The following is a 25,056-nucleotide window of genomic DNA, read 5'->3' as shown; positions in this document are numbered from 1 at the left end:
CTCCTCGGTGCAGTGGACATTTGCGTACACTCTCGGCCTGATCAACATTACCGGCGGTGATCGCGCGCCGCTGGCGGAGCGCGTGGTGAGCCCGGCCACCCCCCGGCGGTTCGGCTGCCCGCGGGGCTGAGGTTAGGCTGTCCTCACTTCAAGCACTGGAGGCATCCCCTCGTGTCCCCGCTTCCCCCCGGCAGCGCCGTCACCGCCCGGCACGTGCTCCGCCAGGCGCTGCGCCGCCAGCGCCGCCCGGTGCTGATCGGCGTGACCCTGCTCGGGCTGCACCAGGTCACCGAGGCGCTCGTGCCGGTGGCGATCGGCGTCATCATCGACCGGGCCGTGGTGACCGGCGACCCGTGGGCGCTCGCGTACTCCGTCGCCGGCCTCGCCGCCCTGTTCACCGTGCTGGCGTTCGCCTACCGCAACGGCGCCCGCCAGGCGTTCGCGGCCGTGGAGCGGGAGGCGCACCTGCTACGGGTGGAACTGGCCGAGCGCGCGCTCGACCCGCGCGGGCACCGCTCCGGCCTACGCGACGGCGAACTGCTCTCGGTCGCCGCCTCCGACGCCGAACTCTCCGCGTACGTGGTCCGGGTGGCCGGCTTCGGCGTCGCCGCGGTGAGCGCGCTGACCGTCGCGGCCGTCGCGCTGCTGGTCATCGACGTCCCGCTCGGACTCGGCGTGCTCATCGGCGTACCGGTGCTGGTCCTGGCGCTGCAACGGATGGCACCGCTGCTGTCCCGGCGCAGCGCCTCCCAGCAGGAGGCCCTCGCCGAGACCACGGCGCTCGCCGTCGACCTCGTCTCCGGCCTGCGCGTGCTGCGCGGCATCGGCGCCCAGCACCACGCCGCCGGCCGGTACGCCGCCGCCAGCCGGCGCGCCCTCGCCGTGACGCTGCGCGCCGCCAACACCAAGGGCCTGCACCTCGGGCTCACCACCGCCGCGAACGGCCTCTTCCTCGCCGCTGTCGCCGGTGCCGCCGGCTGGCTCGCCCTGCGTGGCCGGCTCACCATCGGTGAACTGGTGACAGTGGTCGGGCTCGCGCAGTTCGTCGCCGAGCCGGTGCAGACGCTGGGCTACTGCGTGCAGTTGTTCGCGATGGCCCGCGCCTCCGCGGCCCGGGTCGCGCGCGTGCTCGGCGCCGAGCCGCTGACCCGGCCGGGCGCCGCGTCCCGGCCGGACCGTACGGACGGGCCGCGGCTCGTCCTCGACCACGTCGGGCACGCCGCGCTGGACGGGGTGTGCCTGCGCGTCGACCCGGGGGAGATCGTCGGCGTGCTGGCGTACGACCCGGCCGACGCGGACGCGCTGGTCGCGTTGCTGTCCGGACGGGTGCCCGCGGACCGGCGCCGGGGCGCGGTACGCGTCGACGGCGTACCCGCCGACGACCTGGACATCGACGCGCTGCGCGGCGCCGTGCTGGTCGAGCCGCACGACGTGACGCTGTTCGAGGGAACCGTGGCCGCCAACCTCGCCGCCGGCCGCAGCACCGACGAGGGACGCCTGCGCGCCGCGGTCCGGGCGGCCGCGGCGGACGACGTGGTGGACGGGCACCCCGGCGGCCTCGGCCACCGGCTCGTCGAGCGCGGCGCCAACCTCTCCGGCGGCCAGCGCCAGCGGCTCGGGCTGGCGCGGGCGTTGCACGCCGACCCGCCGGTGCTCGTGCTGCACGACCCCACGACCGCAGTGGACGCCGCCACCGAGGCCCAACTCGCCGACGGACTGGCCGGTGCGCGCCGCGACGCGCCCCGAGGCACGCTGCTGGTCACCAGCAGCCCCGCCCTGCTGCGGATCACCGACCGGGTGGTGGTGATCGCCGACGGCCGGGTGACCGCCGAAGGGACGCACGAGCACCTGCTGGCCACCGACGCCCGCTACCGCGAGGAGACACTGCGGTGACCGCTGACCCGCGTACCGCCGAACCCGGCCGGGCGTTGCTGCCCACCGCGACCGCCCGGCGGACCTGGACGACGCTCGGCGCGGAGTTCCGGCGGCGGCCCGGCCTCAGCGCCGCCGCGACCGCCGTGCTCGTCGCCGCCGCCACCGGTGGGCTGGTCGCGCCCTGGGTGCTCGGCCGCCTCGTCGACGACGTCATCGCCGACGCCCCGGTCTCCCGGATCGCCGGCCGGGTCGCGGTGATCGCCGGTGCGGCAGTGCTCACCGGACTGCTCACCGCCGCCGGGGCCGCGCTCGCGTCCCGCCTGGGCGAGACGGTGCTGGCCCGGCTGCGCGAGCGGGTGCTCGACCGGGCGCTGCACCTGCCCTCGGCGACGCTGGAACGGGCCGGCACCGGTGACCTGCTGGCCCGGGTCGGCGACGACGTGGCGGTGGTGACGAACGTGATCGCGGTCAGCGGTCCGGCGTTCGTCGGCGCGCTGCTGTCCGTGGTGCTGACCGTGTTCGGGCTGGTCGCGCTCGACTGGCGGCTCGGCCTCGCCGGGCTGGTGGCAGCGCCCGCGTACGCGCTGGCGCTGCGCTGGTACCTGCGCCGGTCGGCGCCGTACTACGCCCGTGAGCGCGTCGCCACCGGCGAGCGGACGCAGGCGATGGCCGGCGCGCTGCGCGGCGCGGCGACAGTGCGCGCGTACCGGACCGAGGACGCGCACGTCGCGGCGATCGCCGAGCGCTCCGGCGTGGCGCGCGACCTGTCGCTGGAGATCTTCAACCTGCACACCCGCTTCGGGCTGCGGATCAACAGGTCGGAGTTCCTCGGCCTGGCCGCGGTGCTCGTCGCCGGGTTCTTCCTGGTCCGCGCCGACCTGGTCACAGTGGGCGCGGCGACCACCGCCGCGCTCTACTTCCACCGGCTGTTCAACCCGATCGGCCTGCTGCTGATGGAGTCCGACTCGGTGCTGCAGGCCGGCGCGAGCCTCGCCCGGCTGGTCGGCGTGGCCACGCTGCCCGACACCGCCCCGTCCGGTCCGGCGCCGTCGGCGGCCGTGCGGCGCGGCCCGGCGGCGCTCGACGTCACGGTCCGCCGGCACCGCTACGACGACGACGGCCCCCTGGTCCTGGCCGACGTCGAGCTGCGCCTGGCCCCGGGCGAGCGGGTGGCGCTCGTGGGCGCCAGCGGCGCGGGCAAGAGCACGCTCGCCGGCATCGCCGCCGGGATCATCGCGCCCACCGACGGGTCGGTACGCCTGGGCGGCGTGCCGCTGACCGAGCGGGGCGAGCACGCCGTGCGGCGCGACGTCGCGCTGGTCAGCCAGGAGGTGCACGTCTTCGCCGGGCCGCTCGCCGAGGACCTGCGCCTGGCCGCCCCGGACGCCACCGACGCCGAACTGCTCGACGCGCTGGACCGGGTCGGCGCCACCACCTGGCTGCGCGCGCTGCCGGACGGGCTGGCCACCGCGGTCGGCGAGGGCGGCCACCGGCTCACCGCCGCGCAGGCCCAGCAGGTCGCCCTGGCCCGGCTGGTGCTGGCCGCGCCCGCCGTCGCCGTGCTGGACGAGGCCACCGCCGAGGCCGGCAGCGCCGGAGCGCGTGACCTGGACCGGGCGGCCCTCGCGGCCACCGAGGGACGGACCACCCTGATCGTGGCGCACCGGCTCAGCCAGGCGGTCGCCGCCGACCGGATCGTCCTGCTCGACCACGGGCGGATCGTGGAGCAGGGCACGCACTCGGAACTGCTCGCCGCCGACGGCCGGTACGGGCATCTGTGGCGCTCCTGGAGCGTCCCGGTATGATCGCGCACCGCCCATCGGCCCAGGTGAGGGGAACATGACCGACGCGCCGGCCCGCTTCGTGCTCTTCCCGGGACGGCACCACCTGCTGACCCGGTTCCAGGCCGACTACCTGCGGCGGCTGGCCGGGGACGACGCCACAGTGGTCTGGGCGGTGACGTCGGCCAACCACGAGAACACCAGACGCAACCCGGTGCCGTACCACCGGCGGGAAGCCGCGATCGAACGGTTCAGCGTGCTGAGCGGGCTGCGCTCGGTGGTGGTGCCGATCTTCGATACCGCGTACACCGACGCGTTCGCCGAGGTGACGCTGAAGTCCATCGCGGTGGCCACCGGGCTCGAACTCACCCCCGCCGACACCGTGCTGGCCTGCTCCACGCCGGAGGTCGCGAAGCTGTACGAACAGCTCGGCTTCCGGATCGCGCCGGTCGAGGCGGCCCCGGACCTGCCCGAGCCGCCCGAACGGCCGTGGGACGTGCTGCTGCGCCTGGCCGCCGGGGACGAGACCTGGCGCGCGCTCACCCACCCGGCCACTGTCGACGTGTTCGAGCGCTACCGCCTGGTCGAGTCGATCCGGTCGGTGGTGAACGACCCGCTCGTCGGCGACGAGGGCGGCCTCACCGTGACCCGCGACTACCGCACCTACGTGGAGGCGTTCGCCACTGCCGCGCAGCGCAAGTGGGACTCGGTGCGCCGGTACGTGCAGCCCGGACGCATCGTGGACATCGGCTGCGGCGCGGGCGCGGTCCTGGAGCTGGCCGACCGGGAGGCCGCGCTGCGCGAGAGCGACCTGATCGGCGTGGAGGTCGCCCGCCACCTCTACCAGGAGTGCCTGCACAAGAAGGCGCAGGGCGTGTTCCGCAACGCCAACGTCTACTTCTTCCACCGCAACGTCCTCGGCGGCGCGGTGTTCAAGGACCGCTCGGTCGACACCACGCTCACCTTCGCGCTGACCCACGAGATCTGGTCGTACGGGCGGCGGCGGGAGTCGCTGCTGCAGTTCGCCCGCCGCATCCACGACCACACGGTGCCCGGCGGCGTCTGGATCAACAGCGACGTGTGCGGTCCGGACGACCCCCGGCGGCAGGTGGTCCTGCGACTGTCCACCGACGACGGCGACAACCCGGCCGCGCCCCGCACCGACCTGGCCGAGCTGACCTCGGCGGAGGTCCGGCGCCACGTCGGCGGGCTGTCGACGCGGGCGCGGCTGGACCAGTTCGCCGTCGACTTCGCGTTCGACTTCGCCTACGAGCCGCTCCCGGACGGCGCGGTACGCCTGGAGCTGGGCGCCGCGATGGACTACCTGACCCGCAAGGACTACACGGACAACTGGCTGTCGGAGACGAAGGAGCAGTTCTGCGGGCTGAGCTTCGCCGACTGGACGGCCCTGCTCACCGAGGCGGGGTTCGAGATCGGCCCGGCGTCGGCGCCGGTGCGCAACGAGTGGGTGATCGACAACCGGATCGCACCAGTCGCGTCCCTCACCGACCTCGACGGCCGGCCGCTCGACTGGCCGACCACCCACGTCCTCACCGTCGCCCACCGCCCCCGCAACCAGTGAGACCGACGGCGCCCGCCGAGGCGGCGGGCGCCGTCGTCGCTCACCGGCTCAGCGCGATCCGGATCGCCAGGACGATCAGGATGAGCCCGGTCAGCCGTTCGATCACCAGCAGCACCGACGGCCGGGTCAGCCAGGGCTGCAGCCTGTCGATGAGCATGATGTAGCAGGCCCACCAGAGCACGGCGAGGCCGATGAACGTGGCGGCGAGCACCGCCGTACGGGCCGCCGCCCCGTCGCCGGGCCTGACGAACTGCGGCACGAACGAGACGTAGAAGACGACCACCTTGACGTTCAACAGCTGGCTGGTGACGCCCATGACGAACGAGCGGCGGGCCACGTGCGGCTCGTCGGCGGCCGGGGCCTCCGGCACCGGCGCGGGGCCGGTGTCCGGGTCCGGCCCGGCGCCGCCCGCGCCGACCGGGACCGGCTGCGCCGCCGGGACCGCCCGGCGCGGCCGGGTCGCCCAGAGGATCGTGCCGCCCAGGTAGAGCAGGTACAGCGCGCCGGCGACGCGCAGCACCGTGTAGAGCGTCGGCGAGGAGACCAGCAGCGCGGACAGGCCGGCGGTGGCGAACGACGCGTGCACCAGCGCGGCGACGAACAGCCCGGCCAGCACCACGAACCCGGCCCGCCGGCCGTACCTGACGGTCTGCCGGGTGACGAGCGCGAAGTCGACGCCCGGCACGATGATGATGAGCAGGCTGGCGGCGACGAAACTGATGATCTGGATGTCAGACACGACGCCGGCTCTCCTGTCCTGCGGCGAGCGCCGGCGCCGCCTCCTCGATGACGGAGACGCCGCTGTCCTGGCGTGGCCCGTGCCGGCGCCACTGTTCCCGCAGCCGGATCCGGCCGTCCGGCAGCCGCTCGGGCCGGGACTCGCACTCGCCGACCACTATGGTGCCGTCGGTGAGCACCTCCAGGTAGGCGAAGCGCACCACGCCCTGGGCGTCGCAGGTTCCCGCGAGCCGGCCGTGCCGGACCGGGCCACCGGTGATCTCCGCCCAGACCAGGTCGCCGCGCTGGTGGTAGTGCCCCCGCAGCGGCTCGGCGTCACCGGCGTGGTCGACGGAGACGAAGACGCGGCCGTCGTAGTCGAATGTCGTCATCGCGCTCACGCCCACCGGGTGCTCACGTAGTCGTCACGGAACCGGCAGACCGTGCGGCCGGCGATCGAGTTCAGGATCATCGCGCTGCGGATCGGCAGAATGCTCAGGTTGGAGTCGACGAGCCCCTGCACGTACCGCCCCCGGTTCAGCACGAAGATCTTGTGGTCGTCGGCGTGCTTCCACCGGATCGAGTAGTCCGACTCGATCACCGGTTCGCCGCGCTCGTCCACGTCGATCAGCGCGGACAGTTCCGGATCGAAGGGGAGCGGGGCGAGCCGCCGGCCCGCCGCGACGATCACGTTCACCGCCCGGTGCCGTTCCTCGCCACTGCCGGCGGTGAGGCACTCCAGCTCCACCTCCCCGTCGAGCTGCCGGGCGCCGGTCACGGTACGGCTCGGCATGATCGTGACCGGGAACCGGCCGGTCCGCAGCCGCTCCTCGTAGTTGTGCTGGTAGACGCCGCGCAGCGTGCCGGGGGAGATGCCGTCGCTGGTCAGGATCTGCCCGGAGACGAGCCGTTCCCGCACGTCCCGGGACAGGTTGAGGAACGCCTCCTGGTAGGCGGGCCGGTACAGGTCGTTCGCCGAGGGAGAGTCCTCCAGCGGCGCGAACCAGGACCGCCGGCCGATCCACTTGATGTCGCGGCAGCCGCGGGCGAGCAGCGCCGCGACGCACTCCGCGCTGGTCTGGCCGCTGCCGATCACGACCCACGGCACGTCCGGCTCGTCGGGCACGCCGGCCAGGCGCCGGTTCAGCTCGTCGGCGACGAACAGGTGCCGGGGATCGAGGGCGTCCAGGAAGTCCGGTACGAAGGGGACGGTCCCGCTGCCGAGCACCAGGTGCTGGGAGCGGGCGACCTCGACGCCGCCGCTGCGGGTGACTATCGCGCCGTCGAACTCGACCCGGTCGACGCGGGCGCCGTAGGTGATGCGCGGCAACTGCTCCGCCGCCCACACCAGGTACTGCTGGTACTCGATCCGGGGGATGGTGTCGAAACCGGCGCCCAGCAGGGCGTAGACCCGGCCGGTGGTGACCAGGTAGTTGAGGAACGACAGCGGGTGCGTCGGGTCGTAGAGCGAGACCAGGTCCTTGACCCAGCCGGTCTGCATGCGCACGCCGCTGTGCAGCATCCCGTCGTGCCAACCCGGCTGGTCCCGCGCCTCGAACAGCGCGATGTCGTGCGGCGCGAGCGCGTCGTACATCGCGGCGAGGCTCAGGTTCGCCGGCCCCGCGCCAATTCCCACTGTGTGATAGGTCTGCGTCATCAGTCTGCCTCTGTGTCTAGCCGTGCGGGACACGGATCGCGGATCGGGAGTTCAGCAGGGCGGTGGCGGCGAGCCGGCTGGCGGCCAGGACGGTCTTGGCGGCGCCGCCGCTGCCGCCGGTGAAGGTGTGCACGGCGCCGGCCACTGCGCGCAGGGCCAGGCCGGGCGGGTCGCTGTAGCAGTCGGCGGCGCTGACCGGCGGGCCGTCCGGGCGCGGGTCCAGGCCGGGCAGCCGCCGCGCGGCGACCGCCCGCACCCGAGCCGCCAGGCCGGAGTCCGGCGCGGGCGCGGGCGGGTCGACGTCCCAGCGGTCGCTGGGCAGCCCGAGAAGGACACGCCCCGGACCGGCGGGCCGCCCGTACAGGCCGCTCGTCTCGTCGACGAAACACGGCAGGTCGGCCCGGCCGGTGCGGTGGTGGGCGTACTGGATGTGCTTGGTGCGCAGCGTGCTCGGCAGCCCGGCGGCGCGCAGCAGGCCCGGCGTCCAGGCTCCGGCCGCCACCACGACGAGGTCGCCGGTGAGCCGGCGGCCGTCGCGCAGGTCGACCGCGCCGTCGCCGAGGCGGGCCACCGGCGTGGTCTCGGTCCGGTCCAGGCCCCGCAGGACGCTGCGGCGCAACCGGTCCGGGTCGAGGTGGCCGGCCCGGCGTTCCCAGACCCCCACCGTGCCGTCCGGGAGCCGGTCGAAGCCGAACCGCCGGGAGACCTCGTCGCGGGTCAGCACCTCGGCCCCGGCCACGCCGGCCGCCGCACCGGCGTCGACGGCGTCGAGCAGGTAGAGCGAGCCGGTGGCCCGCCACCCGGCGGCCGCGGCGAGCGCCGGGTCGTCCCACAGCTCGGCGAGGCTCGCGGTGGCCAGGGCCCGGGCGGCCGGATCGGGCTCGAAGGCGCGTGCCAGGCCACCGGAGGCGGCGGTGGCGTCGGCGTGCCCGCCGCCCGGACCGCCGCCGTGCGGGCCGACCAGCACCGCCTCGGCGCCCGCGTCCCGCAGCCGCCGGGCGAGCAGGACCCCGGCGAGGCCGGCGCCGACGACGAGCACGCGGGGCTCACCCACCGGAGGCCGCCGGTTCCGCGCCGCCGACGACGTCGAGCAGGCGGGCCGCCCGGTCCGGGTCACCGGGGTACGCGGCCAGCGCCGCCCGGACGACGGTGGCGCTGTCGAAGTGCGCCGGGCGCAGGGCCTGCTCGCCCCGGGTCAGCTCGACGTCGGCGAGCACACCGTCCAGACCGGGTACGGCCCCGGCGCGCGTGGCGGCGTAGCGCGCCTTGAACGCCTCGTACACCTCGGGCCGGAAGTCCGACTCGTAGCGGTCCGGCCGGTCCCAGCTCAGGAACGCCCGCACCACGGCCGGGTCCTCGTCGGCGAGGAACTCGTGCGCCCAGATCGCGTGGCCCCGGCTGGTGGAGAACTTCGCGCCGGTGAGCCGGTAGAACTCGTTCACCACCAGGCCGGTGGGCCGGTCGGGCAGCCCGGCGGCCAGGTGCAGGGCGGGGATGAGCAGCGCGTAGTAGAAGGCGTTGTCCACCCCGAGGAAGATCCACTGCTCGCCCACGTCCCGCCACGCGTCGAGGTACCCGGCCAGGGTGTCCGCGTCCGGCCGCAGGTGGCGGGCGGGCAGCAGCAGGTTGGCCAGGGCCATCTCGGCCCAGACGTCGATGCGCAGGCCGTCGTCCCACTCGATGCCCCAGTCCGTCGGGTACGCCAGCGGCACCTCCGGCAGCCCGCCGTCGAGGTACGACGCGACGAGCCGGCGCAGCCGGGGCGGTAACACCGCCCCGGACCAGAACCCGGCGAGCCGTTCCCGGTGCTCGTCCAGCCGCAGCACCGGCACCGTGTGGGTGACCGGCTCCGGTGGCGCGTCGCAACAGGTGGACCGCGCGTCGACCAGGTTCGCGGCGCTGCAGAAACCGCCGCACCCCTCGCAGGTGCCGCCGTTCGCGCCTGCCCCGCAGGCCGGGCAGCGCCCCGCGACCCGCACGTGGTGCAGGGTCCGCCGGCAGGCCGCGCAGGCGCGCAGCGACACCGGCGCGACCTCGACCACCTTCGCCTCGACCAGTTCGGTGAGCAGGCCGGCCACCGCCCGGCGGTACGCCTCGTCGGCCAGTGGGTCGGCCATCACGTCGTACCGGATCCGCGCGGCGCGCAACGCGGCGTGGATCAGCCACCCGTAGCGGGCGACCGTGTCGGCCGGCGTCTCGCCGTTCGCCTCCGCCCGGGCGAGCACGTAGTTCTGGTGGGCGTCCAGCCCGCACTGGGTCACCACCCGCCGGCCGGCGGCGCGCAGCGCGCGGGCCGCCACGTCCCCGGCGACGTACGGGCCGCTGAGGTGCCCGAGGTGCAGCGGACCGTTAGGGGTGGGCGGCGGGGTGACCAGGAGCACCGCGCCCCGCCCGGCCGGATCGTCAGCCACGGCCGGTCCCGTCGCCCGCGTCCGTCCGGCCGGTCTCGGGGCGCGGCATCCAGTAGACGCTCAGGATGGTCAGCGGCTGCTCGGGGGAGGGGTTGTGGATGACGTGGCGCTGCTCGGGTTCGAGCAGGATCACCCCGCCGGTCGGCACCTCGACCTTCTCGCCGCCCGCCTCGTAGATGGCGGTCCCGCGGGTCACCACGGCGAACTCCACCTCGGGGTGGACGTCCTCGGTGCTGCTGCCGCCAGGCGGGATCACGCACCACATGGCGTCGAACGGCAACGGGCCGAGATCGCGGTACTGGGTCCAGCGGCCGATCTGGATGCCGTACTCGTCGGTGAGCTCGGCGGTGTCGCTGACGTACCTTCGCATGTTCGTCCTCCTGGTCGGCGCGATGCCCGTCGGGCGCGCCGGACGGATCTGGGTTTGCGGAGAGTGACCGGAAGTGGTGCTTCTGCGACGCAGAGCCAACCGCCTGCCGGAGTGGCAATTCGACTTCGGTCGATAGCGTCGGACCCACTGTGGACCTAACCTCGGCTGGCCAACAGGAGCTACACCGGCAGATCACCGGCAATGGCGCTACTGATTGCCCGCTCAGTGGCCGCGCAGCGGTGGTCCGCCTGTACGAATCCACCAGAACCGGTACGGAGACGACGCTGTGATCGGCTACATGGATACGTTGGGTGACGAAATTGCTACCGCTCGGCGACGAGCCAACCTGACTCAGGAGGAACTGGCCGCCCGCACCGGACTGAGCGTCCGGAGCATCCGCAACCTGGAGTCGTCGCGGGTGACCCGCCCGCGCCCGGCGACAGTGCGGCTGCTGCGCGACGTGCTCGGCCTGCCGGCCCACCCGGCGCCGGCCCGGATCCGCCCCATGCAGTTGCCGCTGGAGATTCCCGGCTTCACCGGCCGTTCGGCACAACTACGGCAACTCGACCGGCTGCTCGACGGCGGACCGCGGCGGATGTCCAGCGTGGTGGTCTGCGTCCTGTCCGGACGCTCCGGGATCGGCAAGACGGCGCTGGCGCTGCGCTGGGCCCACCGGTCCGCCGCACGGTTCGTCGACGGGGTGCTGCACGTCCAGCTCGGCGGAAGCGACTCCCGCCGGCCGGCGGTGGCGCCCACGGAGGCGCTCGCCGGCCTCATCGAGGCGCTCGACGTGCCCGGCGGCATTCCCTGCGGTCCGGCCGCGCGCACCGGGCTGTACCGCAGCGTGCTCGCCGGGCGCCGGATGCTCATCGTGCTCGACGACGCGCGCGACGCCGAACAGGTCCGGCCGCTGCTACCCGGTGTCCCCGGCTGCATGGTGGTGGTGACCAGCCGGGACCGCCTCACCGGACTGGTCGTCGGCGAGGCCGCGCGTCCGGTCGTGGTGGACGAGCTGGCGGCCGGTGAGGCGTGGGAGCTGCTGGCGGCCCGTCTCGGCGAGCGTCGCCTCACCGCCGAACGCGAGGCGGTACGGCAGATCATCGCCCACTGCGCGGGGGTGCCCCGGGCGCTGGCGGTGGTCGCCGCCCGCGCCGCCGTCGCGCCCCGGCTGCCGCTGGCGGAGGTGGCCCGCCAACTGCGGTAGGGACCGGCGGACCGGGGCGGTCGCGGGGCGCGGGCGCCCCGGTCAGCGCCGGTCGGCGCGGGTGCCGGCGCGGGCGGCCACGTGGGCCGGCACCGGCGCGGTCGGCGGGAGCGCCGGGTCGGTCACCGGCTGCTCCCAGCGGGCCACGAGCGGAAGCTCGCCGGCCCAGAGTCCGAGCGCGGCGTCCGGGCTGTCGCCGTCGTCCGGCGGGCCGCTGCGCGTCTTCACCGACGCCTCGGCCAGCGGCAGCGCCAGCAGGGCCGTGGCCGCCAGCTCCCGCCGGTTCGGGCGGCGGGCGTGGTCCCACTGGCCGGGGGCGACGTGCTCGGTGAGCAGGCGGAGTCCGTGCAGCTTCTCCTCGGTGCCGGTCACCCACCGAGGCCGGCCGTAGATCATCGCGCTGCGGTAGTTGACGCCGTGCTCGAACACCGAGCGCGCCAGCACCAGGCCGTCGACCACGGTGACCGTGACGCAGACCTCGGTGTCGGTGGTGAGGCTCCGGCTGGCCACCGAGCCGTGCAGGTAGAGGTGGCGGTCGTCGAACCCGTAGACGGTCGGCACCACCATCGGGTGACCGTCCACCAGGACGCCGAGGTGGCAGACGAACCCGGCCCGGAGCACGTCCAACAGGGCGGCGCGGTCGCGGTGCCCCTTCTCCTTCATCCGGCGCAGGCTCGTGCGGGGCGTCGCGGACAACTGCCCGTCGGCATCGGTCATGGCTGATCTCCCGTCGGTCCCGCCGTTTCTACCGGGCCGGACGGCGCTCCTCAAGAGGGCCGGCGGGGACGACCCGGTCAGGTCGGCGGGTGCTCGCGGCAGCCCCGCGGTCGCCTGCTCAGCGGACCTTCCTCGTCGGTCGCTTACGAGGCGGCGTCAGCAGCTCGGCGATCGCCGAGATCGCGGACGGCACCAGGCGGTAGTACGCCCACACACCCCGCTTCTCACGCTCGATCAGACCGGCCTCGGTGAGGATCCGAAGGTGATGGCTGACGGTCGGCTGGGAGAGCCCGAGCGGCGCGGTGAGGTCGCTGACGGACGCCTCGCCCTCCGGAGCGGACTGGATCAGGCTGAGCAGGCGCAGCCGGGCCGGGTCTGCCAACGCCTTCAGCACTCCCGCGAGGCGTTCGGCATCGGCACGCTTGATCGGCTCGCCGGTCAGCGGCGAGATGGCAGGGGTGGCAGTTTTCGCAGTTCCCACGCTTGCATCGTTGCATCAACGGCCGCCGCATGCCGGTGCAACCAGGACCGGATCATGGTGAGTCGCACGACAGGGGTGTCAGGCGGTGGGGCGCAGGTCGGCGAGCAGCCGTTCCACCCGGGCGCGGATCTCGTCCCGGATGGGGCGTACCGCGTCGACGCCCTTGCCCGCGGGGTCTTCCAGCTTCCAGTCCTCGTACCGCTTGCCCGGGAAGACGGGGCAGGCGTCACCGCAGCCCATGGTGACGATGACGTCCGAGGACTCCGCCGTCTCGTACTCCAGGCGCTTGGGGGTCTGGTCGGTGATGTCGATGCCGACCTCCCGCATGGCCTCGACGGCGGCGGGGTTGACCTGGTCGGCGGGCGCGCTTCCGGCGGAGCGGACCTCGACGGTGTCGCCGGCGAGGTGGCGCAGCCACCCGGCGGCCATCTGGGAACGGCCGGCGTTGTGCACGCAGACGAACAGGACGCTGGGTTTGTCGCTCATCGGGTCTCCATGATCCTGATGGTTGCCGTGACGTGCCGCGGCGCGGTCGGGGCATCTCATGGCCGGGTTCCCGGCGCGGGGAACAGGCGGGCACGGGCCCACAGCGACACGTAGACCAGGCCGACGAGAACCGGAACCTCGATCAGCGGGCCGACGACGCCGGCGAGGGCCTGGCCGGAGGCGATCCCGAAGGTGCCGATCGCGACCGCGATCGCCAGTTCGAAGTTGTTGCCCGCCGCGGTGAAGGCCAGGGTGGTGGTGCGTTCGTAGTTCAGGCCGATGGCCCGGCCGAGCAGGTAGGAGCCGGCCCACATGAGGGCGAAGTAGGCCAGCAGCGGCAGGGCGATGCGGGCCACGTCGACCGGCCGGTCGGTGATGGCCTCACCCTGCAGGGCGAACAGGACGACGATGGTGAACAGCAGTCCGTACAGGGCGACGGGTCCGACCCTGGGCAGGAATCGCCGCTCGTACCAGTCGCGGCCCCTGGTCCGTTCGCCGAGGCGGCGGGACAGGTAGCCGGCGAGCAGGGGGATGCCGAGGAAGACGAGCACGTTGCCGGCGATCTCCCAGCCGGAGACCTGCAGCGCGGCGCCGTCCAGACCCAGCCAGCCCGGCAGCACCGACAGGTAGAACCAGCCGAGCAGGCCGAACGCGAGGACCTGGAACACCGAGTTGACGGCGACGAGGACCGCTGCCGCCTCCCGGTCGCCGCAGGCCAGGTCGTTCCAGATGATGACCATCGCGATGCAGCGGGCCAGGCCGACGATGATCAGACCGGTGCGGTACTCCGGCTGGTCGGCCAGGAACATCCAGGCCAGGGCGAACATGACGGCGGGACCGACGATCCAGTTGAGGATCAGCGACGAGACCAGGAGGCGCCGGTCACCGGTGACGGTGTCGAGGCGGTCGTAACGGACCTTGGCCAGTACCGGATACATCATGATCAGCAGGCCGAGGGCGATGGGCAGGGAGATGCCACCGACCTGGACGGCGTCGAGAGCGTCGTCCAGGCCGGGAACGATCCGGCCGAGCAGCAGGCCGGCGACCATGGCCAGGCCGATCCAGACCGGCAGGAACCGGTCGAGGCGCGAGAGGCGTGCCACCAACGGTGGGGCGTGTTCGGCTCTGGTGGCGGTGCTCATCGGTCTGCTCCCGTGGATCGTCGGTGCCGGCGCGTGCGCGTCGGGTGAGGTCGCCCTGTGCCGGGCGGCTGCGTCGGGCGCCCGCAGACTGAGGCGGTGATCAGGCCGGCTTCCCGCAGGGTGCGGCGGTGTGCGGGGCGACGCGATCGACGCGGTCGGCGAGGTCGGCGTAGGCCGCCTCGAACGCTTCGTCGGTGTCGACGCGGGCCGGGTCCGGCACGGACCAGTGCAGGCGGGGGCGGACCGGCCCGGTGAGTTCCTCGTGGGCGTTGTCGCAGACGGCGATGACCAGGTCGCCGTCCCGGACGACGTCGTCGACGTGTGCGGTGCCGGCCGGGTCGAGGTCGAGGGCGTGGCGGTGGGCCACGGCGAGCGCGCGGGGATGGACCCGCGGCGCCGGCCTGGTGCCGGCGGATGCGGCGTCGCCGTTGGCGCGCTGCCTCCACAGCGCCGCGGCCAGTTGCGAGCGGGCGGAGTTGTGGGTGCAGACGAAGACGACCCGATGCGCGCCCGCCAGTGGTGGCGGCGTGAGGGCGGAGAGGGCGGCCGGTCGGAGTCGAAGGTAGATGCGTCGCCGATCGCCCTCCGACCGGCCCCGGACGACGAGGCCCGCGTCGGCGAGGACCTTGACGTGATGGGCGACCAGGTTCGTCGGCATGGCGAGGGTGTGTGCGATCTCCCCGGGTGAGGCGTCGCCCAGGGTGAGCGCGTCCACGATGGCCAGGCGGGCCGGGTCGCCCAACGCGGCATGGATCCGCGCGCGCTCGACCAGCGAGAAAGACTCAATGTCCATTGACTCAATAATTTCTGATTAATCTGGAGGCGTCAAGCCGGCGCGGCCGGATCCCCCGGGAGCGCGAGTCGCCGCGGCGGTCGGCTCGATCGACAGCAGGCCGGCGAGCTGGCGCAGGATCTGTGGCCGCGCCCGGTAGTAGACCCACGTGCCCCGCCGTTCGGCGTCCACCAGGCCTGCCTCGCGCAAGGTCTTGAGGTGATGAGAGATCGTCGGCCCGGTCAGGTCGAACGCCGGCGTCAGGTCGCACACGCAGGCCTCGCCGCCGTCGGCGGAGGCGATCATCGACATCAGCTGCAGCCGTACCGGATCACCGAGGGCCTTGAACGCGGGCGCGAGGATCGCGGCCGTCTCTGCCGGGACCCGGCGCTGCGCCAGTGGGGGGCAGCACGGCGCGTCGGCGTCGAGGTCGACGAGGGGGATCGGCGCTTGGCGCTTCGGCATGCCTCTAGGTTGACATCCATCTAATCAGCGTGCAACTCTCTGTTTAGACATATGTCAAGACAAGGTGCTCCCAGGAAATGAGGCTCGTCATGTTCGGCTTCCCGCGTCGCCGGCCGTCATCCGTGGCAGGGGTCCGGTTCTGCGACTCCTGCGCCCGGGTGTCCACTCCCGCGCAGAGGATCGCCCGCCTCCGCGACCGCGCCCGCACCACCGCCTACGCGCTGACGGCACCCCGCTGAGAAGCGGGACCGCTGCCCTGCGGATCGCCCGCTCCGGCGCCTGCTAGGCTTCCATCGTCAATCGGCGATTAACGATGGAGGGAGAGATGATGGGGGACCTCCTCGACCGCGACACCGCGCAGACCTATGCCTCGTGGTTCCGGGCCCTCGCGGACCCGACGCGGGTGCAGGTGGTGGAGTACCTGGCCCGCCATGCCCGGCCGATGAGTGTGGGGGAGATCGTCGCCGCCGTCGGGCTCGCCCAGTCCACCGTCTCCCAGCACCTGAAGATCCTCACCGAGGTGCGGTTCGTGCTCGTCGAGCCGGTCGGCACCGCACGCCACTACCGCATCAACGACGCCTGTGTCGGGTGCTTCCCGTCCGCCGCCGACGTCGTCATGGGCCGCCCGGCCCCCGATCCGGTCGGAGCCTGCTGAGGCAGGCGTCACCCGCACCTCTTGATCCGCCATTCTCAACACCGAGGAGTTCCCGATGAGTGTCCTGGACGAGTCGCCCGTCGTGGTGATCGGCGCGGGCCCGGTGGGTCTCGCCGCCGCCGCCCACCTGCACGAGCGTGAGCTGCCCTTCCTCGTCCTGGAGGCCGGGGACACCACCGGCGCGGCGGTGCGGCAGTGGGGGCACGTGCGGCTGTTCTCCCCGTGGCGCTACAACGTCGACCCCGCCGCCCGCCGGCTGCTCGACGACGCCGGCTGGGTCGCCCCGGTCGAGGATGCCCTGCCCACCGGCGCCGAGCTGGTCACCGACTATCTTCAGCCGCTCGCGGACCTGCCGCAGCTCAAGCCCCACCTGCGCTACGGCGCGCGGGTGGAGGCGATCAGCCGGCTCGGCCTGGACCGGCTGCGCACCGCCGGCCGCGAACAGACGCCGTTCCTGATCCGCCTCGCCGACGGCGACGAGTTGCTCGCCCGCGCCGTCATCGACGCCTCCGGCACCTGGGGCACCCCCAACGTCCTCGGCGCCTCCGGCCTGCCCGCCCGCGGCGAGACGGACGCCGCGGCGTTCCTCGAGCACGCCCTGCCCGACGTGCTCGGCAGCGGCCGGGACCGCTTCGCCGGCCGGCACACCCTCGTCGTCGGCGCCGGCCACTCCGCCGCGAACACCCTGCTCTCCCTGGCCGAGCTGGCCACCGCCGAACCCGGCACCGAGGTGACCTGGGCGATCCGCTCGGCCAGCCCCGCCCGCACCTACGGCGGCGGAGACGCCGACGCCCTGCCCGCCCGCGGCGCGCTCGGCGCCCGGCTGCGCGACCACGTCGACGCCGGCCGGATCAGGCTGCTCACCGGTTTCTCCGTACACGGCCTCACCCCGGCCGAGGGCCGGGTCACCGTGGCCGTCCGGCACGCCGACGGCACCGACGAGTCCGTCACCGTGGACCGCGTCGTCGCCGCCACCGGCTTCCGCCCCGACCATTCCATCGCGGCCGAGCTGCGCCTGGACCTCGACCCGGTCATGGGAGCCACCCGCGCCCTCGCCCCGCTGATCGACCCGAACGAGCACTCCTGCGGCACCGTCCCGCCGCACGGCGCCGCCGAACTCGCGCACCCCGAGGTCGGCTACTACGCCGTCGGCATGAAGAGCTACGGCCGCGCGCCGACGTTCCTGATGGCCACCGGCTACGAGCAGGTCCGCTCCGTCGTCGCCGCACTCGCCGGCGACTGGGACGCCGCCCGCGACGTCCAGCTCGACCTGCCCGAGACCGGCGTCTGCAACAGCAACCCCGCCGACTCCACCGGCGCGGACAGCTGCTGCGGCCCCGACCCGGCGGCCACGCCGGCCGCACAAGGGTTGGCGACCGGAATCTCCGGGGGCCTGCTCTCCGCGCCGCTCAGCCTGGTCAGCCTCGACACCCCGACCAACGGCGAGACCGGCGGCTGCTGCACCAGTTGATGACCACCACGACGGCGCCCGCCGGCCCCACGGCCGGCGGGCGTCACGGGTGGCGCCTCGTCGCCGCCCTCGCCGTCACCAGCACCATCGGATACGGCACCCTCCATCGCCTGCTGGCCGCGGTCACCACCGCCCGCCTTCTCGCCGCCGCCGCGATGCGCTCGGTAGGGAGCGGACAGCCCTAGCCGAGCAGCGTCCGCAGCGCCCCGGCGAGGCCGGCGCCGGCGGTGACCGGGTGGAGGAAGGACAACCGGATGTCGGCGTGACCGTCCGGCCGCTCCGCGCGCAGCACGATGCCCTCGGCGTCGAGCGCGACCGGGACCATCCGCGTCGCGCCGGCGCTGACGGCGCTGTCGACGAGCGCACCGAGCCGGTCCAGGAGGTCGCCGTGGCACCGGGTCAGGTGCGCGAGGTGGGCGGCCTCGTCGACGGCGATCGGGTCCGGGCGGGCGGCACGGTACGTGCCGAGGTCCACCGCGACGGGTTCGGTGGCCCGGTCGAGGAGGATCTCGTCCGGCTCGATCGCCCACAGCGCCACCGGCGGCAGGTCGAGCAGCGACATCACGGTGGCCGGGTCGCAGGCGTCGAGCGCGGCCGGGTCGAAGCGGCGGGCGGTGCCCAGGATCCGCAGCCGGTCCCGCACCCGCGAGCGTACGGCGACCGGAGCGAGGTGGGTCACGTCCACGCGTACCGCACCGCGGTGACCGCGCGCGGCCACCAGCAGGCCGCCGGTGCGGCTCATCGCGTCGACCGCGAGGACGATCGTGCCGTCGGGGAGGACTGCGTGGGCGGACAGGAGGTCGGCGGTGGTGTCGCCGAGCGTCAGCCGCAGCGACGAGGCAGCGCTCAGCACGCACCGGGCGGCGACGGCGTCGCGGGGCGTGGAGGTGACCGGAGACGGCCCGGCGGCGACCGGGGTGACGCCGGTCGACGGGGCCGGGCGCCCGGCGGGGTGCAACGCCATGTCTGTCTCCTCGGCCGGAAGGGGTGAAGTCGGCCCAGGTCAGACGGTAGTAGGTAAGCCTTACCTGTGCAACGGCGGGTCGGGTGCCGGAGACGCATACGGGTCACGACGGTGACCGTCGTGACCCGTACGGGCGTGGGTGTCCGCTTTGTTAGGCGGGCTGGTAGGTCAGGCAGTCGCTGACGGTGGCGCCGGGGCCCACCGTGATCGACTCGGCCGTGCAGGCGAGGTTGGTGTTGAACACGCACTCGGCCCGCGCGCACGCGCCCACCGCGCCGGTGACCTCCGCGATCCCGCCGCTCATCGACGACTCGACGAACGTCGCGCAGGACGCCGCGTCGGCGCTCGCCGCCACGGTGATCGCGGGCGCGTGACAACCGTTGTCGTTGAAACTGCACGCCGTGGCGGCGCACTCACGTACCGGCGGAGACTGCAACAGCGTCTTCATGGTGCCTCCAAGTCATGCGGGCCGGCGGTGCGACGGCCGGCCTCGTGGTGCTCGAATGCCATTCGGTATTAGCCCTGCGAGCGGGGCTTCAAACCTGTCCGCCCGAAGTGAGGATCATGCTCACCATAGCAGCGCAATGCGGCGTCGGCGGCGGTAAACCGTCGATCCCGCGCGAACTCCCGGGCGGGCGAAGATGAGGCTTACCTTTGTAAGGAAAGCCTTTGTTTGCCGGTGCGAGGTGGGCATGCGCTGGCCCCGTCCGCGCTGGTCCGAGCGCAGGGTGCGGTCCGGCGAACGGCCTGGAGCGCGCCGAGGGTCATGCGCCGGATCGGGGAGGTGAATTGATGTGCGGAAATCGGCGCTCCGGAGCCGGGAATTGGTTTCGCCGCCCGGGGCGGAAATCGAATTTCCGCAGCGCCGGTTCCGTACACGGAATTGTGCGCCCGCGCCGGTCGGCGGCGGTGGGTCGGCCGGGGGTCCGCGTCGTGCCCGTGCGGCGGGCTGTCGTCCGCGCGGGCCGCCCGGGGCGGGGGCCCGCGGGGTGGCGGGCAGGATGGCACCCTGGGCGCGCCGGGACGCCGGTCCGCGCCGGTCGGACCTGGCAGGATCCCCGGGCGGACAGAAGGTGAGGCGGCGTGGTCGAGGGGTGGCACGGCTGGTTCGGCACGATCAACGGGGTCGTGCTCGTCACGGTGGCCGCGCTGCCGTTGGCCGCGCTGGTGGTGTGGCTCCTCGCGCGCCGGCGCGGCGGCGGGCCGGCCTGGCGGCTGTCGCTGGCCGAGGTCGGCATCGTCTACGGGACCGCGCCGTGGGTCTGGATGATCATGCTCCCGGGGGACGGCGCCGGTGTGGTTCCGGGCCGGGTGAGCCTGGTGCCGCTGCGGGACCTGCTGACCGTCCTCGCGAGCGGGCCGCTGACGGTGGCGGTCCAGATCGTCGGCAACCTGCTGGTGTTCGCGGCGCTCGGGTTCTTCGGCCCGCTGCGGTTCGCGGCGCTGGCGTCGGTGCCGCGGATCCTGGCGCTCGCGGCGGGCTGCTCGGTCCTGGTCGAGGTCGCGCAGTACGTCCTGCGGCTGGACCGGGTGTCCTCGGTGGACGACGTCCTGCTCAACACCGCCGGCGCCGGACTGGCCGCGCTGGCCTCGCGCCGCTGGTGGCCGGCCCCGGCGTCTCCGGACCGGCCCCTGCCGGTGCCGGCGGCGAAACGCTGAACGGCCCGGATACGGCACGATGGGCCGGACCTCACGGCCCGGCCCATCGCGTCAGCGCGTCAGGTCGACGCGTTCACCGTCCGGTCAGCACAGCTTCTTCGCCAGAGCGGTGGTGGCGCCACCGCTCTCGTAGGAGACGAGCAGCGAGGTGCCGGCCGGGAGCGACCCGCTCAGCGGCAGGACGAGCGTGCCGTCCTTCCGCAGGCTGGCCTGGGTCTGCGCCACGACCCGGCTGCCGTCCCAGACGAAGACCCGGGCGGTGCCGGCCTTCTTCACCTGGAGCTGCACCGAGACCTTGTTGGCGGTGCGGGTGACCTTCTTGAGCTTCACCGTGTTGTCCGCCAGCTTGGCGTAACCACCCGGTGCGACCCCGTCCGAGACGGACTGCAGCAGGGTCTGCGGCGAGTCCACGCTCAGCGCCGCGGTGTCGGGCATGATCGGAGCCTTCGGCGCCGACGGCTGCGCCGGCAGGCCCGGCAGGAGCGCGTTGCCCCAGCGCCACGGGTCGGCCCGCACGCCGCTCCAGGTCGACCAGCCGACCCGGGTCTGCGAGCTGAGGTCCTGCGTGTCCGAGTCGTTGACCAGGATGTTCAGGCCCATCCGGCTCGGGTCGATGGTGTCCGGCAGCACGCTGAACGGAATCTTGACCTCGATCCGGTAACCCGTGTACGGGTTGCTGGTCACCACGGAGGCGATCTCCACACCCGGCGCGGTCTCCGGGCCGCCCTGGTGGTTGTCCCGCTCCCGGGCGAAGCACGGCGGGTTCCCGTTGGCCGGGTCGTTCGTGGCCGGGAAGAGCGCCATGTTGAACACCGTGGAGGTGTTCGCCGAGTTGCCGCGCGGGTCGATGCCGAACTCGATGTTGTCGTTACGCCGCGGACGCTTGCAGTCCTCCGGCGGCAGGACGGTGCCGAGCACGTCATCGGTGATGTTGAAGATGGCGTACAGGGCGTCGTCGGTGTGGGTCAGCTGGGCGGTGCCGGAGATGTCCGACGCCGGGGCGGCGGTGCCCTCCCAGCGGGTGGAGATGTCGATGACCTCGCCGGTGTACTCGTGGTCGTGCCCGTGACCGTCCACCGTCGGCGCGGTGGTGGCCTTCGGGATCGTGGTGGTCGGGACCAGGTTGAACGCGCCCGGCTCGGTGGCGCTGCCACCGACGTAGCTGGTCTCGATCTGCACCCGGTAGGCGCCGTTGTCCGGCGCCCGGTTGGCCGTCGGCAGCGACGTGTCGGTGTTGCTGACGGTGAACGTCACCGAGGTGGTGGCGCCCGGCCGCAGGCCGCTGTACGGCACCTGCTGCTCGGCCACCGAGAAGCCGGCGGGAACGTTCAGCTTGACCGAGCCGGACTCGACCCGGGTGCCGTGGTTGGTCAGGTTGACCTTGACGCTGCGGGTGCCGCCGCTGGGGATGTTCAGCAGGGACTCGATGAGCGCGTCGAGCTGCTGGGTCTTGTTCCGCACGGTCCAGGCGCGGAAGTCGGCGATCTCCTCCAGCGGCTCCAGGGTGCCGCGCACCGGAGCGGTGCCCTGCACCTGGGCGCTGCTGACGCCGCTGCCGTCCTTCTTGCTGGTCAGCGTGGCGTTGAGCCGGAAGCGGGTGCCCACCTCGACCTGCGCGGGCGGGGTGACGGTGAAGGTCTTCACGACCTCCTTGCCCGGGGTCAGCGTGCCGACGTTGCCGTTGCCGCTGACGCTCCAGCCGGCCGGGACGTCCAGGGCGACCTTGGCGCCCGGGATGGCCTTCTCGGCGTACAGGACGGTGTCCACCTTGATGGGCTGGCCGCCGACGGCCTCCCAGGTGCGCGGACGCACGTGGATCTCGGTGCCGAGCGGCAGGCCGCCCGGGGCACGCAGGGTGGCGCCCTGCAGCGCGCCGGTGCCGGCGCCCACGTTCGGGTCCGGGTACGGCGTGCGGGTGTCGATCAGCGTCAGCCGGTTGCAGCCGATGGCGTCCGGGTTGGTCGTCGGGAAGGAGCTGTTGCCCCAGCCCTGCGACACGTACTCCCGGCGGGCCCAGGTCTGGACCGTGTTCCACCGGTTGCCGTCGTGCCGCGCCGACTCGTAGCCCTGCCAGGTGCCGAAGATGACGTTGCTGGCCTCGGCCGGCGTGAACGTGGTCTCGCAGGCGGGGCCGTTGGTGCCGGTGGTGCCGCTGCCACCGGTCTGGAAGATGCGGGAGACCCGCCAGGGCTTGAGCCCTTCCTTCTTGATCTGCTCCGGGAACGCCTTCGGGTCGGCCGCCGCGTAGAAGGCCTCCACGGCCAGCATGGCCGCCTTCTGGTGGTTGCCGTGGTTGCCCTGCGTCGCCGAGGGGTTCATCGTGAGGATGACCTCGGGCTTGGTGGTCCGCAGGACCCGCACGATCCGGGACAGCGTCTCCTGGTGGCCCCAGACCTCCTCGGTCAGCGGGGCGCTCGCGGTGTACCAGAAGTCGAGCGCGTCCAGGTTGTAGATGTGCTCGACGCCGGCCCAGCCGACGGCCTTGCGCTCCTCGGCCTCCCGCAGGATGCCGAGCTCCGGGCCCTCCTCGAGACCGGTGGCGTTGCCACCGCCCTCGCCGCGGGTGGTGGTGATGACGCCGGCCTTCATGCCGTGATACTCGTTCCAGTATCCGAGCATGCCGAGCTGGCCTGCCTCGTCGTCCGGGTGCGCGCCGATGAACATGATGTCCAGGTCGACGGGCTTGTCGGACTTCTTGGCCTGTGGCTTCGGTGCTGCGTTCTGGGGGTTGGCCTGGGCCGGAGTGGCCAGGCCCAACGACAGAAGACCGCACATGGCGATCGCTGCCGTGGTGCGCCATCTCATGGGCATACCTCTTCGTCTCGAAGCGAGAGTGCTGCGGCTGGGGGACGGGTCACGGGCCCGGCGCGCGCCGGGTCGTGACGCGGACAGCTGTCCATTGAGGACTGTTGGGTCCTCGCTGGTCGTGGTGCTCGACAACGGGGTGATGGTGTACGCGCACCGTCACGGCGTGAGCGGTGCACACGGTGGCGACGGATCGGTCCACCGGAAGGCCTTCGGGCCGTAACCTAGGGATCTTGCGGAGGCGTCGTCAATAGGCCCGGACGACTTTCTTCCTTATTCGAAGAAACAATCCCCGCAGCTCAGTGGCCCGGCTGCTCGGCCTGCATCAGCCGTAGGGGGCGCTTTGCCCGACTTTGGGCACCCAATGTGGACGCGAGGGCCCGGTTTTGCGTGCCATGTCGGGGTGGCCTGGCGCGTCCGGCTTGCCACTTCCCAAATTTCCGCTGGCCGGAGCTCCGAGATCATCTCGTTACTTGACGTCTCATTTTTTTCACACTAGGAAGAAAGCGTGTCTGACAAAGCCCCGACCAGCCCGGTCAGCCGTGAGCGGTCCCGTGAGATCAAGCGTCTCTCGGTGATCTTGGCCGCCCGGCAGGCCCGGCGGCTGTCCCGAGTGGACCTGGCCGAGATGACCGGCCTCTCGGCGGCCACGGTCACCGCGCTCGTGCGGGAACTCGTCGCCGAGGGCTACCTCATCGAACGCGGGCCCGGCGCGCCCACCACCGGCCGGCCCCGGGAGATGCTCGAGTTCAACCCCCGCGCCGAGCTCGTCGCGGCGGTGTCGCTGGAGCCACCCCGGATCAGCTGCGAGATCGCCGACAGCGAGGGCGCGGTCATCGCGCACCGCGTCGCGCGGCTCGGCGCGAACGTGGTGGAGACCGTCTGCGAGTTCGTCCTCGACCTCGTCGGCGACAACCTGCCCTCGCTGCGCGGCGTCGCGATCGCGGTGCCCGGCGTCTCCACCAACGGCGCGGTACGCCTCGCGCCGTCGGTCGGACTGGTCGAGGCGTGGCCGATCGGTGAGTCCGTGCAACGGCGGCTCGGCGTGCCCGTGGTCGTCGACAACGACGTGAACCTCATGGCCGCCGGCGAGTGCGTCGCCGGCGCCGGCGCGGACGTGGCGAACCTGCTGCTGATCCACGTCGCCGAGGGCATCGGCGCCGGCCTCGTGCTCGACGGCAAGGTCCGCCGCGGCGCCAGCGGAGCCGCCGGCGAGGTCGGCTTCCTGCCGCTGGGCGGTACGACCGAGCGCCGCTACAGCGGTGTCGGCGACTTCGAGGCCCGGTGGTCGGTGAACGCCATCGCGGAGCGGGTCGTCGCGCTCAACCCGGGCCGCCGGCCCGAGTCACCGGTACGGGAGCTGAGCCGGCTCGCCGCGACGTCTGCGCCCGCCCGCGAGTACCTCGACGAGGTCCTCGGCGCCTGGGCCGGGCTCATCCTCTCCTGCGCCTGCGTCGTCGATCCGGGACTGGTGCTGCTCAGCGGCGCCGCCGCGGAACTGGACGACGCGGCCCTCGACCAGCTTCAGACCCTCGTCTCCGCCCGGACCCCGGCCCCCACCGAGGTGCGCCGGGCCACCCTCGGTGACCAGGCAGTGCTGCACGGAGCGATCAGCTACGCGCTCTCGGCCGCGGTGCCCCGCCCCTCGCTTCCCTGACCACCACCCGACCCCGGCCCCCGACGACCCCGACCCCGACACCCGCCCACCACACCCCACCGTCACCGTCGCGGCGACCGCGTCCGGATCCCGGACGACAGGTCGCGGCGCGATGCGGCGCGCCCCGGTCCGGGCGCGACCCGCGGACCTTCGACCCCGAGCCCGGGGAGCCGGCGAACCCGCCG

General features: G+C 73.4%; 24 protein-coding genes. 9 read left to right on the top strand and 15 right to left on the bottom strand.

Features of this window, described 5'->3' with window-relative positions; all coding sequences use genetic code 11:
- The first annotated feature begins 171 nt into the window (after positions 1 to 171).
- The 3 genes from DQE82_RS15015 to DQE82_RS15005 are packed head-to-tail and all read left to right on the top strand — an operon-like array spanning position 172 to position 5,238.
- Positions 172 to 1,893, top strand: coding sequence for an ABC transporter ATP-binding protein (locus DQE82_RS15015; RefSeq protein WP_113972998.1), 1,722 nt, complete (start codon positions 172 to 174; stop codon positions 1,891 to 1,893).
- Positions 1,890 to 3,680, top strand: a complete 1,791-nt coding sequence (locus DQE82_RS15010) for an ABC transporter ATP-binding protein (RefSeq protein WP_113972997.1) — start codon at positions 1,890 to 1,892, stop codon at positions 3,678 to 3,680. Before DQE82_RS15015 ends, DQE82_RS15010 begins: the two co-directional genes overlap by 4 nt.
- 34 nt (positions 3,681 to 3,714) lie before the next feature.
- Positions 3,715 to 5,238: a class I SAM-dependent methyltransferase gene (locus DQE82_RS15005; protein ID WP_113972996.1), complete on the top strand. Its 1,524-nt coding sequence runs from the start codon at positions 3,715 to 3,717 to the stop codon at positions 5,236 to 5,238.
- A gap of 40 nt (positions 5,239 to 5,278) precedes the next feature.
- Here the strand turns inward: DQE82_RS15005 and DQE82_RS15000 are convergent, their stop codons facing one another.
- The 6 genes from DQE82_RS15000 to DQE82_RS14975 are packed head-to-tail and all read right to left on the bottom strand — an operon-like array spanning position 5,279 to position 10,393.
- The gene (locus DQE82_RS15000; RefSeq protein WP_113972995.1) at positions 5,279 to 5,977 is read right to left on the bottom strand and encodes a LysE family translocator; all 699 of its coding nucleotides are present in this window, start codon (positions 5,975 to 5,977) and stop codon (positions 5,279 to 5,281) included.
- A complete protein-coding gene (locus DQE82_RS14995; RefSeq protein ID WP_233514670.1) occupies positions 5,970 to 6,347 on the bottom strand; it encodes a hypothetical protein in 378 nt (125 codons plus the stop codon). Before DQE82_RS14995 ends, DQE82_RS15000 begins: the two co-directional genes overlap by 8 nt.
- 5 nt (positions 6,348 to 6,352) lie before the next feature.
- Positions 6,353 to 7,612: a lysine N(6)-hydroxylase/L-ornithine N(5)-oxygenase family protein gene (locus tag DQE82_RS14990; RefSeq protein WP_064445563.1), complete on the bottom strand. Its 1,260-nt coding sequence runs from the start codon at positions 7,610 to 7,612 to the stop codon at positions 6,353 to 6,355.
- A gap of 16 nt (positions 7,613 to 7,628) precedes the next feature.
- Entirely contained in the window at positions 7,629 to 8,666 is a 1,038-nt protein-coding gene (locus DQE82_RS14985) for an FAD-binding oxidoreductase (protein WP_113973106.1), read from the bottom strand.
- On the bottom strand, positions 8,659 to 10,023 hold the full coding sequence (locus tag DQE82_RS14980; protein WP_113972993.1) for a class I tRNA ligase family protein: 1,365 nt from the start codon (positions 10,021 to 10,023) through the stop codon (positions 8,659 to 8,661). Before DQE82_RS14980 ends, DQE82_RS14985 begins: the two co-directional genes overlap by 8 nt.
- Complete coding sequence (locus tag DQE82_RS14975; protein WP_064445565.1) at positions 10,016 to 10,393, bottom strand: cupin domain-containing protein; 378 nt, start codon at positions 10,391 to 10,393, stop codon at positions 10,016 to 10,018. The genes DQE82_RS14980 and DQE82_RS14975 overlap by 8 nt, the downstream gene beginning before the upstream one ends.
- A gap of 298 nt (positions 10,394 to 10,691) precedes the next feature.
- Here DQE82_RS14975 and DQE82_RS14970 point away from each other — a divergent pair, with 298 nt between their 5' ends.
- On the top strand, positions 10,692 to 11,597 hold the full coding sequence (locus DQE82_RS14970) for a helix-turn-helix domain-containing protein (protein WP_233514669.1): 906 nt from the start codon (positions 10,692 to 10,694) through the stop codon (positions 11,595 to 11,597).
- A gap of 42 nt (positions 11,598 to 11,639) precedes the next feature.
- On the opposite strand, the gene DQE82_RS14965 is transcribed toward DQE82_RS14970, so the two are convergent.
- From DQE82_RS14965 to DQE82_RS14940, 6 genes are all read right to left on the bottom strand, one after another.
- A complete protein-coding gene (locus DQE82_RS14965; RefSeq protein WP_113972991.1) occupies positions 11,640 to 12,314 on the bottom strand; it encodes a pyridoxamine 5'-phosphate oxidase family protein in 675 nt (224 codons plus the stop codon).
- A 118-nt stretch (positions 12,315 to 12,432) separates the two neighbouring features.
- Complete coding sequence (locus DQE82_RS14960; RefSeq protein WP_043323144.1) at positions 12,433 to 12,795, bottom strand: helix-turn-helix transcriptional regulator; 363 nt, start codon at positions 12,793 to 12,795, stop codon at positions 12,433 to 12,435.
- A 78-nt stretch (positions 12,796 to 12,873) separates the two neighbouring features.
- The gene (locus DQE82_RS14955) at positions 12,874 to 13,281 is read right to left on the bottom strand and encodes an arsenate reductase ArsC (RefSeq protein WP_043323146.1); all 408 of its coding nucleotides are present in this window, start codon (positions 13,279 to 13,281) and stop codon (positions 12,874 to 12,876) included.
- A gap of 56 nt (positions 13,282 to 13,337) precedes the next feature.
- Positions 13,338 to 14,423: an ACR3 family arsenite efflux transporter gene (gene arsB / locus DQE82_RS14950; RefSeq protein WP_113972990.1), complete on the bottom strand. Its 1,086-nt coding sequence runs from the start codon at positions 14,421 to 14,423 to the stop codon at positions 13,338 to 13,340.
- A gap of 100 nt (positions 14,424 to 14,523) precedes the next feature.
- The gene (locus DQE82_RS14945; RefSeq protein WP_113972989.1) at positions 14,524 to 15,216 is read right to left on the bottom strand and encodes a helix-turn-helix domain-containing protein; all 693 of its coding nucleotides are present in this window, start codon (positions 15,214 to 15,216) and stop codon (positions 14,524 to 14,526) included.
- An 18-nt stretch (positions 15,217 to 15,234) separates the two neighbouring features.
- Complete coding sequence (locus tag DQE82_RS14940) at positions 15,235 to 15,660, bottom strand: metalloregulator ArsR/SmtB family transcription factor (protein WP_069088396.1); 426 nt, start codon at positions 15,658 to 15,660, stop codon at positions 15,235 to 15,237.
- 328 nt (positions 15,661 to 15,988) lie between these two features.
- Here DQE82_RS14940 and DQE82_RS14935 point away from each other — a divergent pair, with 328 nt between their 5' ends.
- Genes DQE82_RS14935 through DQE82_RS14925 form a run of 3 tightly spaced genes read left to right on the top strand, consistent with a single transcriptional unit; the run spans position 15,989 to position 17,971 of the window.
- Complete coding sequence (locus tag DQE82_RS14935) at positions 15,989 to 16,315, top strand: ArsR/SmtB family transcription factor (RefSeq protein ID WP_369799347.1); 327 nt, start codon at positions 15,989 to 15,991, stop codon at positions 16,313 to 16,315.
- A gap of 55 nt (positions 16,316 to 16,370) precedes the next feature.
- The gene (locus tag DQE82_RS14930) at positions 16,371 to 17,786 is read left to right on the top strand and encodes an NAD(P)-binding domain-containing protein (protein WP_113972988.1); all 1,416 of its coding nucleotides are present in this window, start codon (positions 16,371 to 16,373) and stop codon (positions 17,784 to 17,786) included.
- On the top strand, positions 17,786 to 17,971 hold the full coding sequence (locus DQE82_RS14925) for a hypothetical protein (protein WP_104112324.1): 186 nt from the start codon (positions 17,786 to 17,788) through the stop codon (positions 17,969 to 17,971). Before DQE82_RS14930 ends, DQE82_RS14925 begins: the two co-directional genes overlap by 1 nt.
- Here the strand turns inward: DQE82_RS14925 and DQE82_RS14920 are convergent.
- Positions 17,968 to 18,750, bottom strand: a complete 783-nt coding sequence (locus tag DQE82_RS14920) for a DUF2470 domain-containing protein (protein WP_104112325.1) — start codon at positions 18,748 to 18,750, stop codon at positions 17,968 to 17,970. The genes DQE82_RS14925 and DQE82_RS14920 overlap by 4 nt on opposite strands.
- 151 nt (positions 18,751 to 18,901) lie before the next feature.
- Positions 18,902 to 19,198 carry a DUF1540 domain-containing protein gene (locus tag DQE82_RS14915; RefSeq protein ID WP_064445572.1) on the bottom strand — a complete coding sequence of 99 codons (297 nt, stop codon included), beginning with the start codon at positions 19,196 to 19,198 and terminating at the stop codon, positions 18,902 to 18,904.
- A gap of 635 nt (positions 19,199 to 19,833) precedes the next feature.
- Here DQE82_RS14915 and DQE82_RS14910 point away from each other — a divergent pair.
- Positions 19,834 to 20,409, top strand: a complete 576-nt coding sequence (locus tag DQE82_RS14910; RefSeq protein WP_113972987.1) for a VanZ family protein — start codon at positions 19,834 to 19,836, stop codon at positions 20,407 to 20,409.
- An 84-nt stretch (positions 20,410 to 20,493) separates the two neighbouring features.
- On the opposite strand, the gene DQE82_RS14905 is transcribed toward DQE82_RS14910, so the two are convergent.
- Positions 20,494 to 23,214 (bottom strand): sugar-binding protein, encoded by a 2,721-nt coding sequence (locus tag DQE82_RS14905; protein WP_043323166.1) that lies wholly within the window; start codon positions 23,212 to 23,214, stop codon positions 20,494 to 20,496.
- Positions 23,215 to 23,722: 508 nt separating this feature from the next.
- Between DQE82_RS14905 and DQE82_RS14900 the strand changes: the two genes are divergently transcribed.
- Positions 23,723 to 24,871 carry an ROK family transcriptional regulator gene (locus DQE82_RS14900; protein WP_043323169.1) on the top strand — a complete coding sequence of 383 codons (1,149 nt, stop codon included), beginning with the start codon at positions 23,723 to 23,725 and terminating at the stop codon, positions 24,869 to 24,871.
- The last annotated feature ends 185 nt before the right edge of the window (positions 24,872 to 25,056 follow it).

Origin of the sequence: Micromonospora sp. LHW51205 (assembly GCF_003315815.1) — a bacterium.
Classification (GTDB): domain Bacteria; phylum Actinomycetota; class Actinomycetes; order Mycobacteriales; family Micromonosporaceae; genus Micromonospora; species Micromonospora chalcea.
The sequence above is the reverse complement of the archived record's forward strand: the minus strand, read 5'-3'. Positions and strand labels throughout refer to the sequence as shown.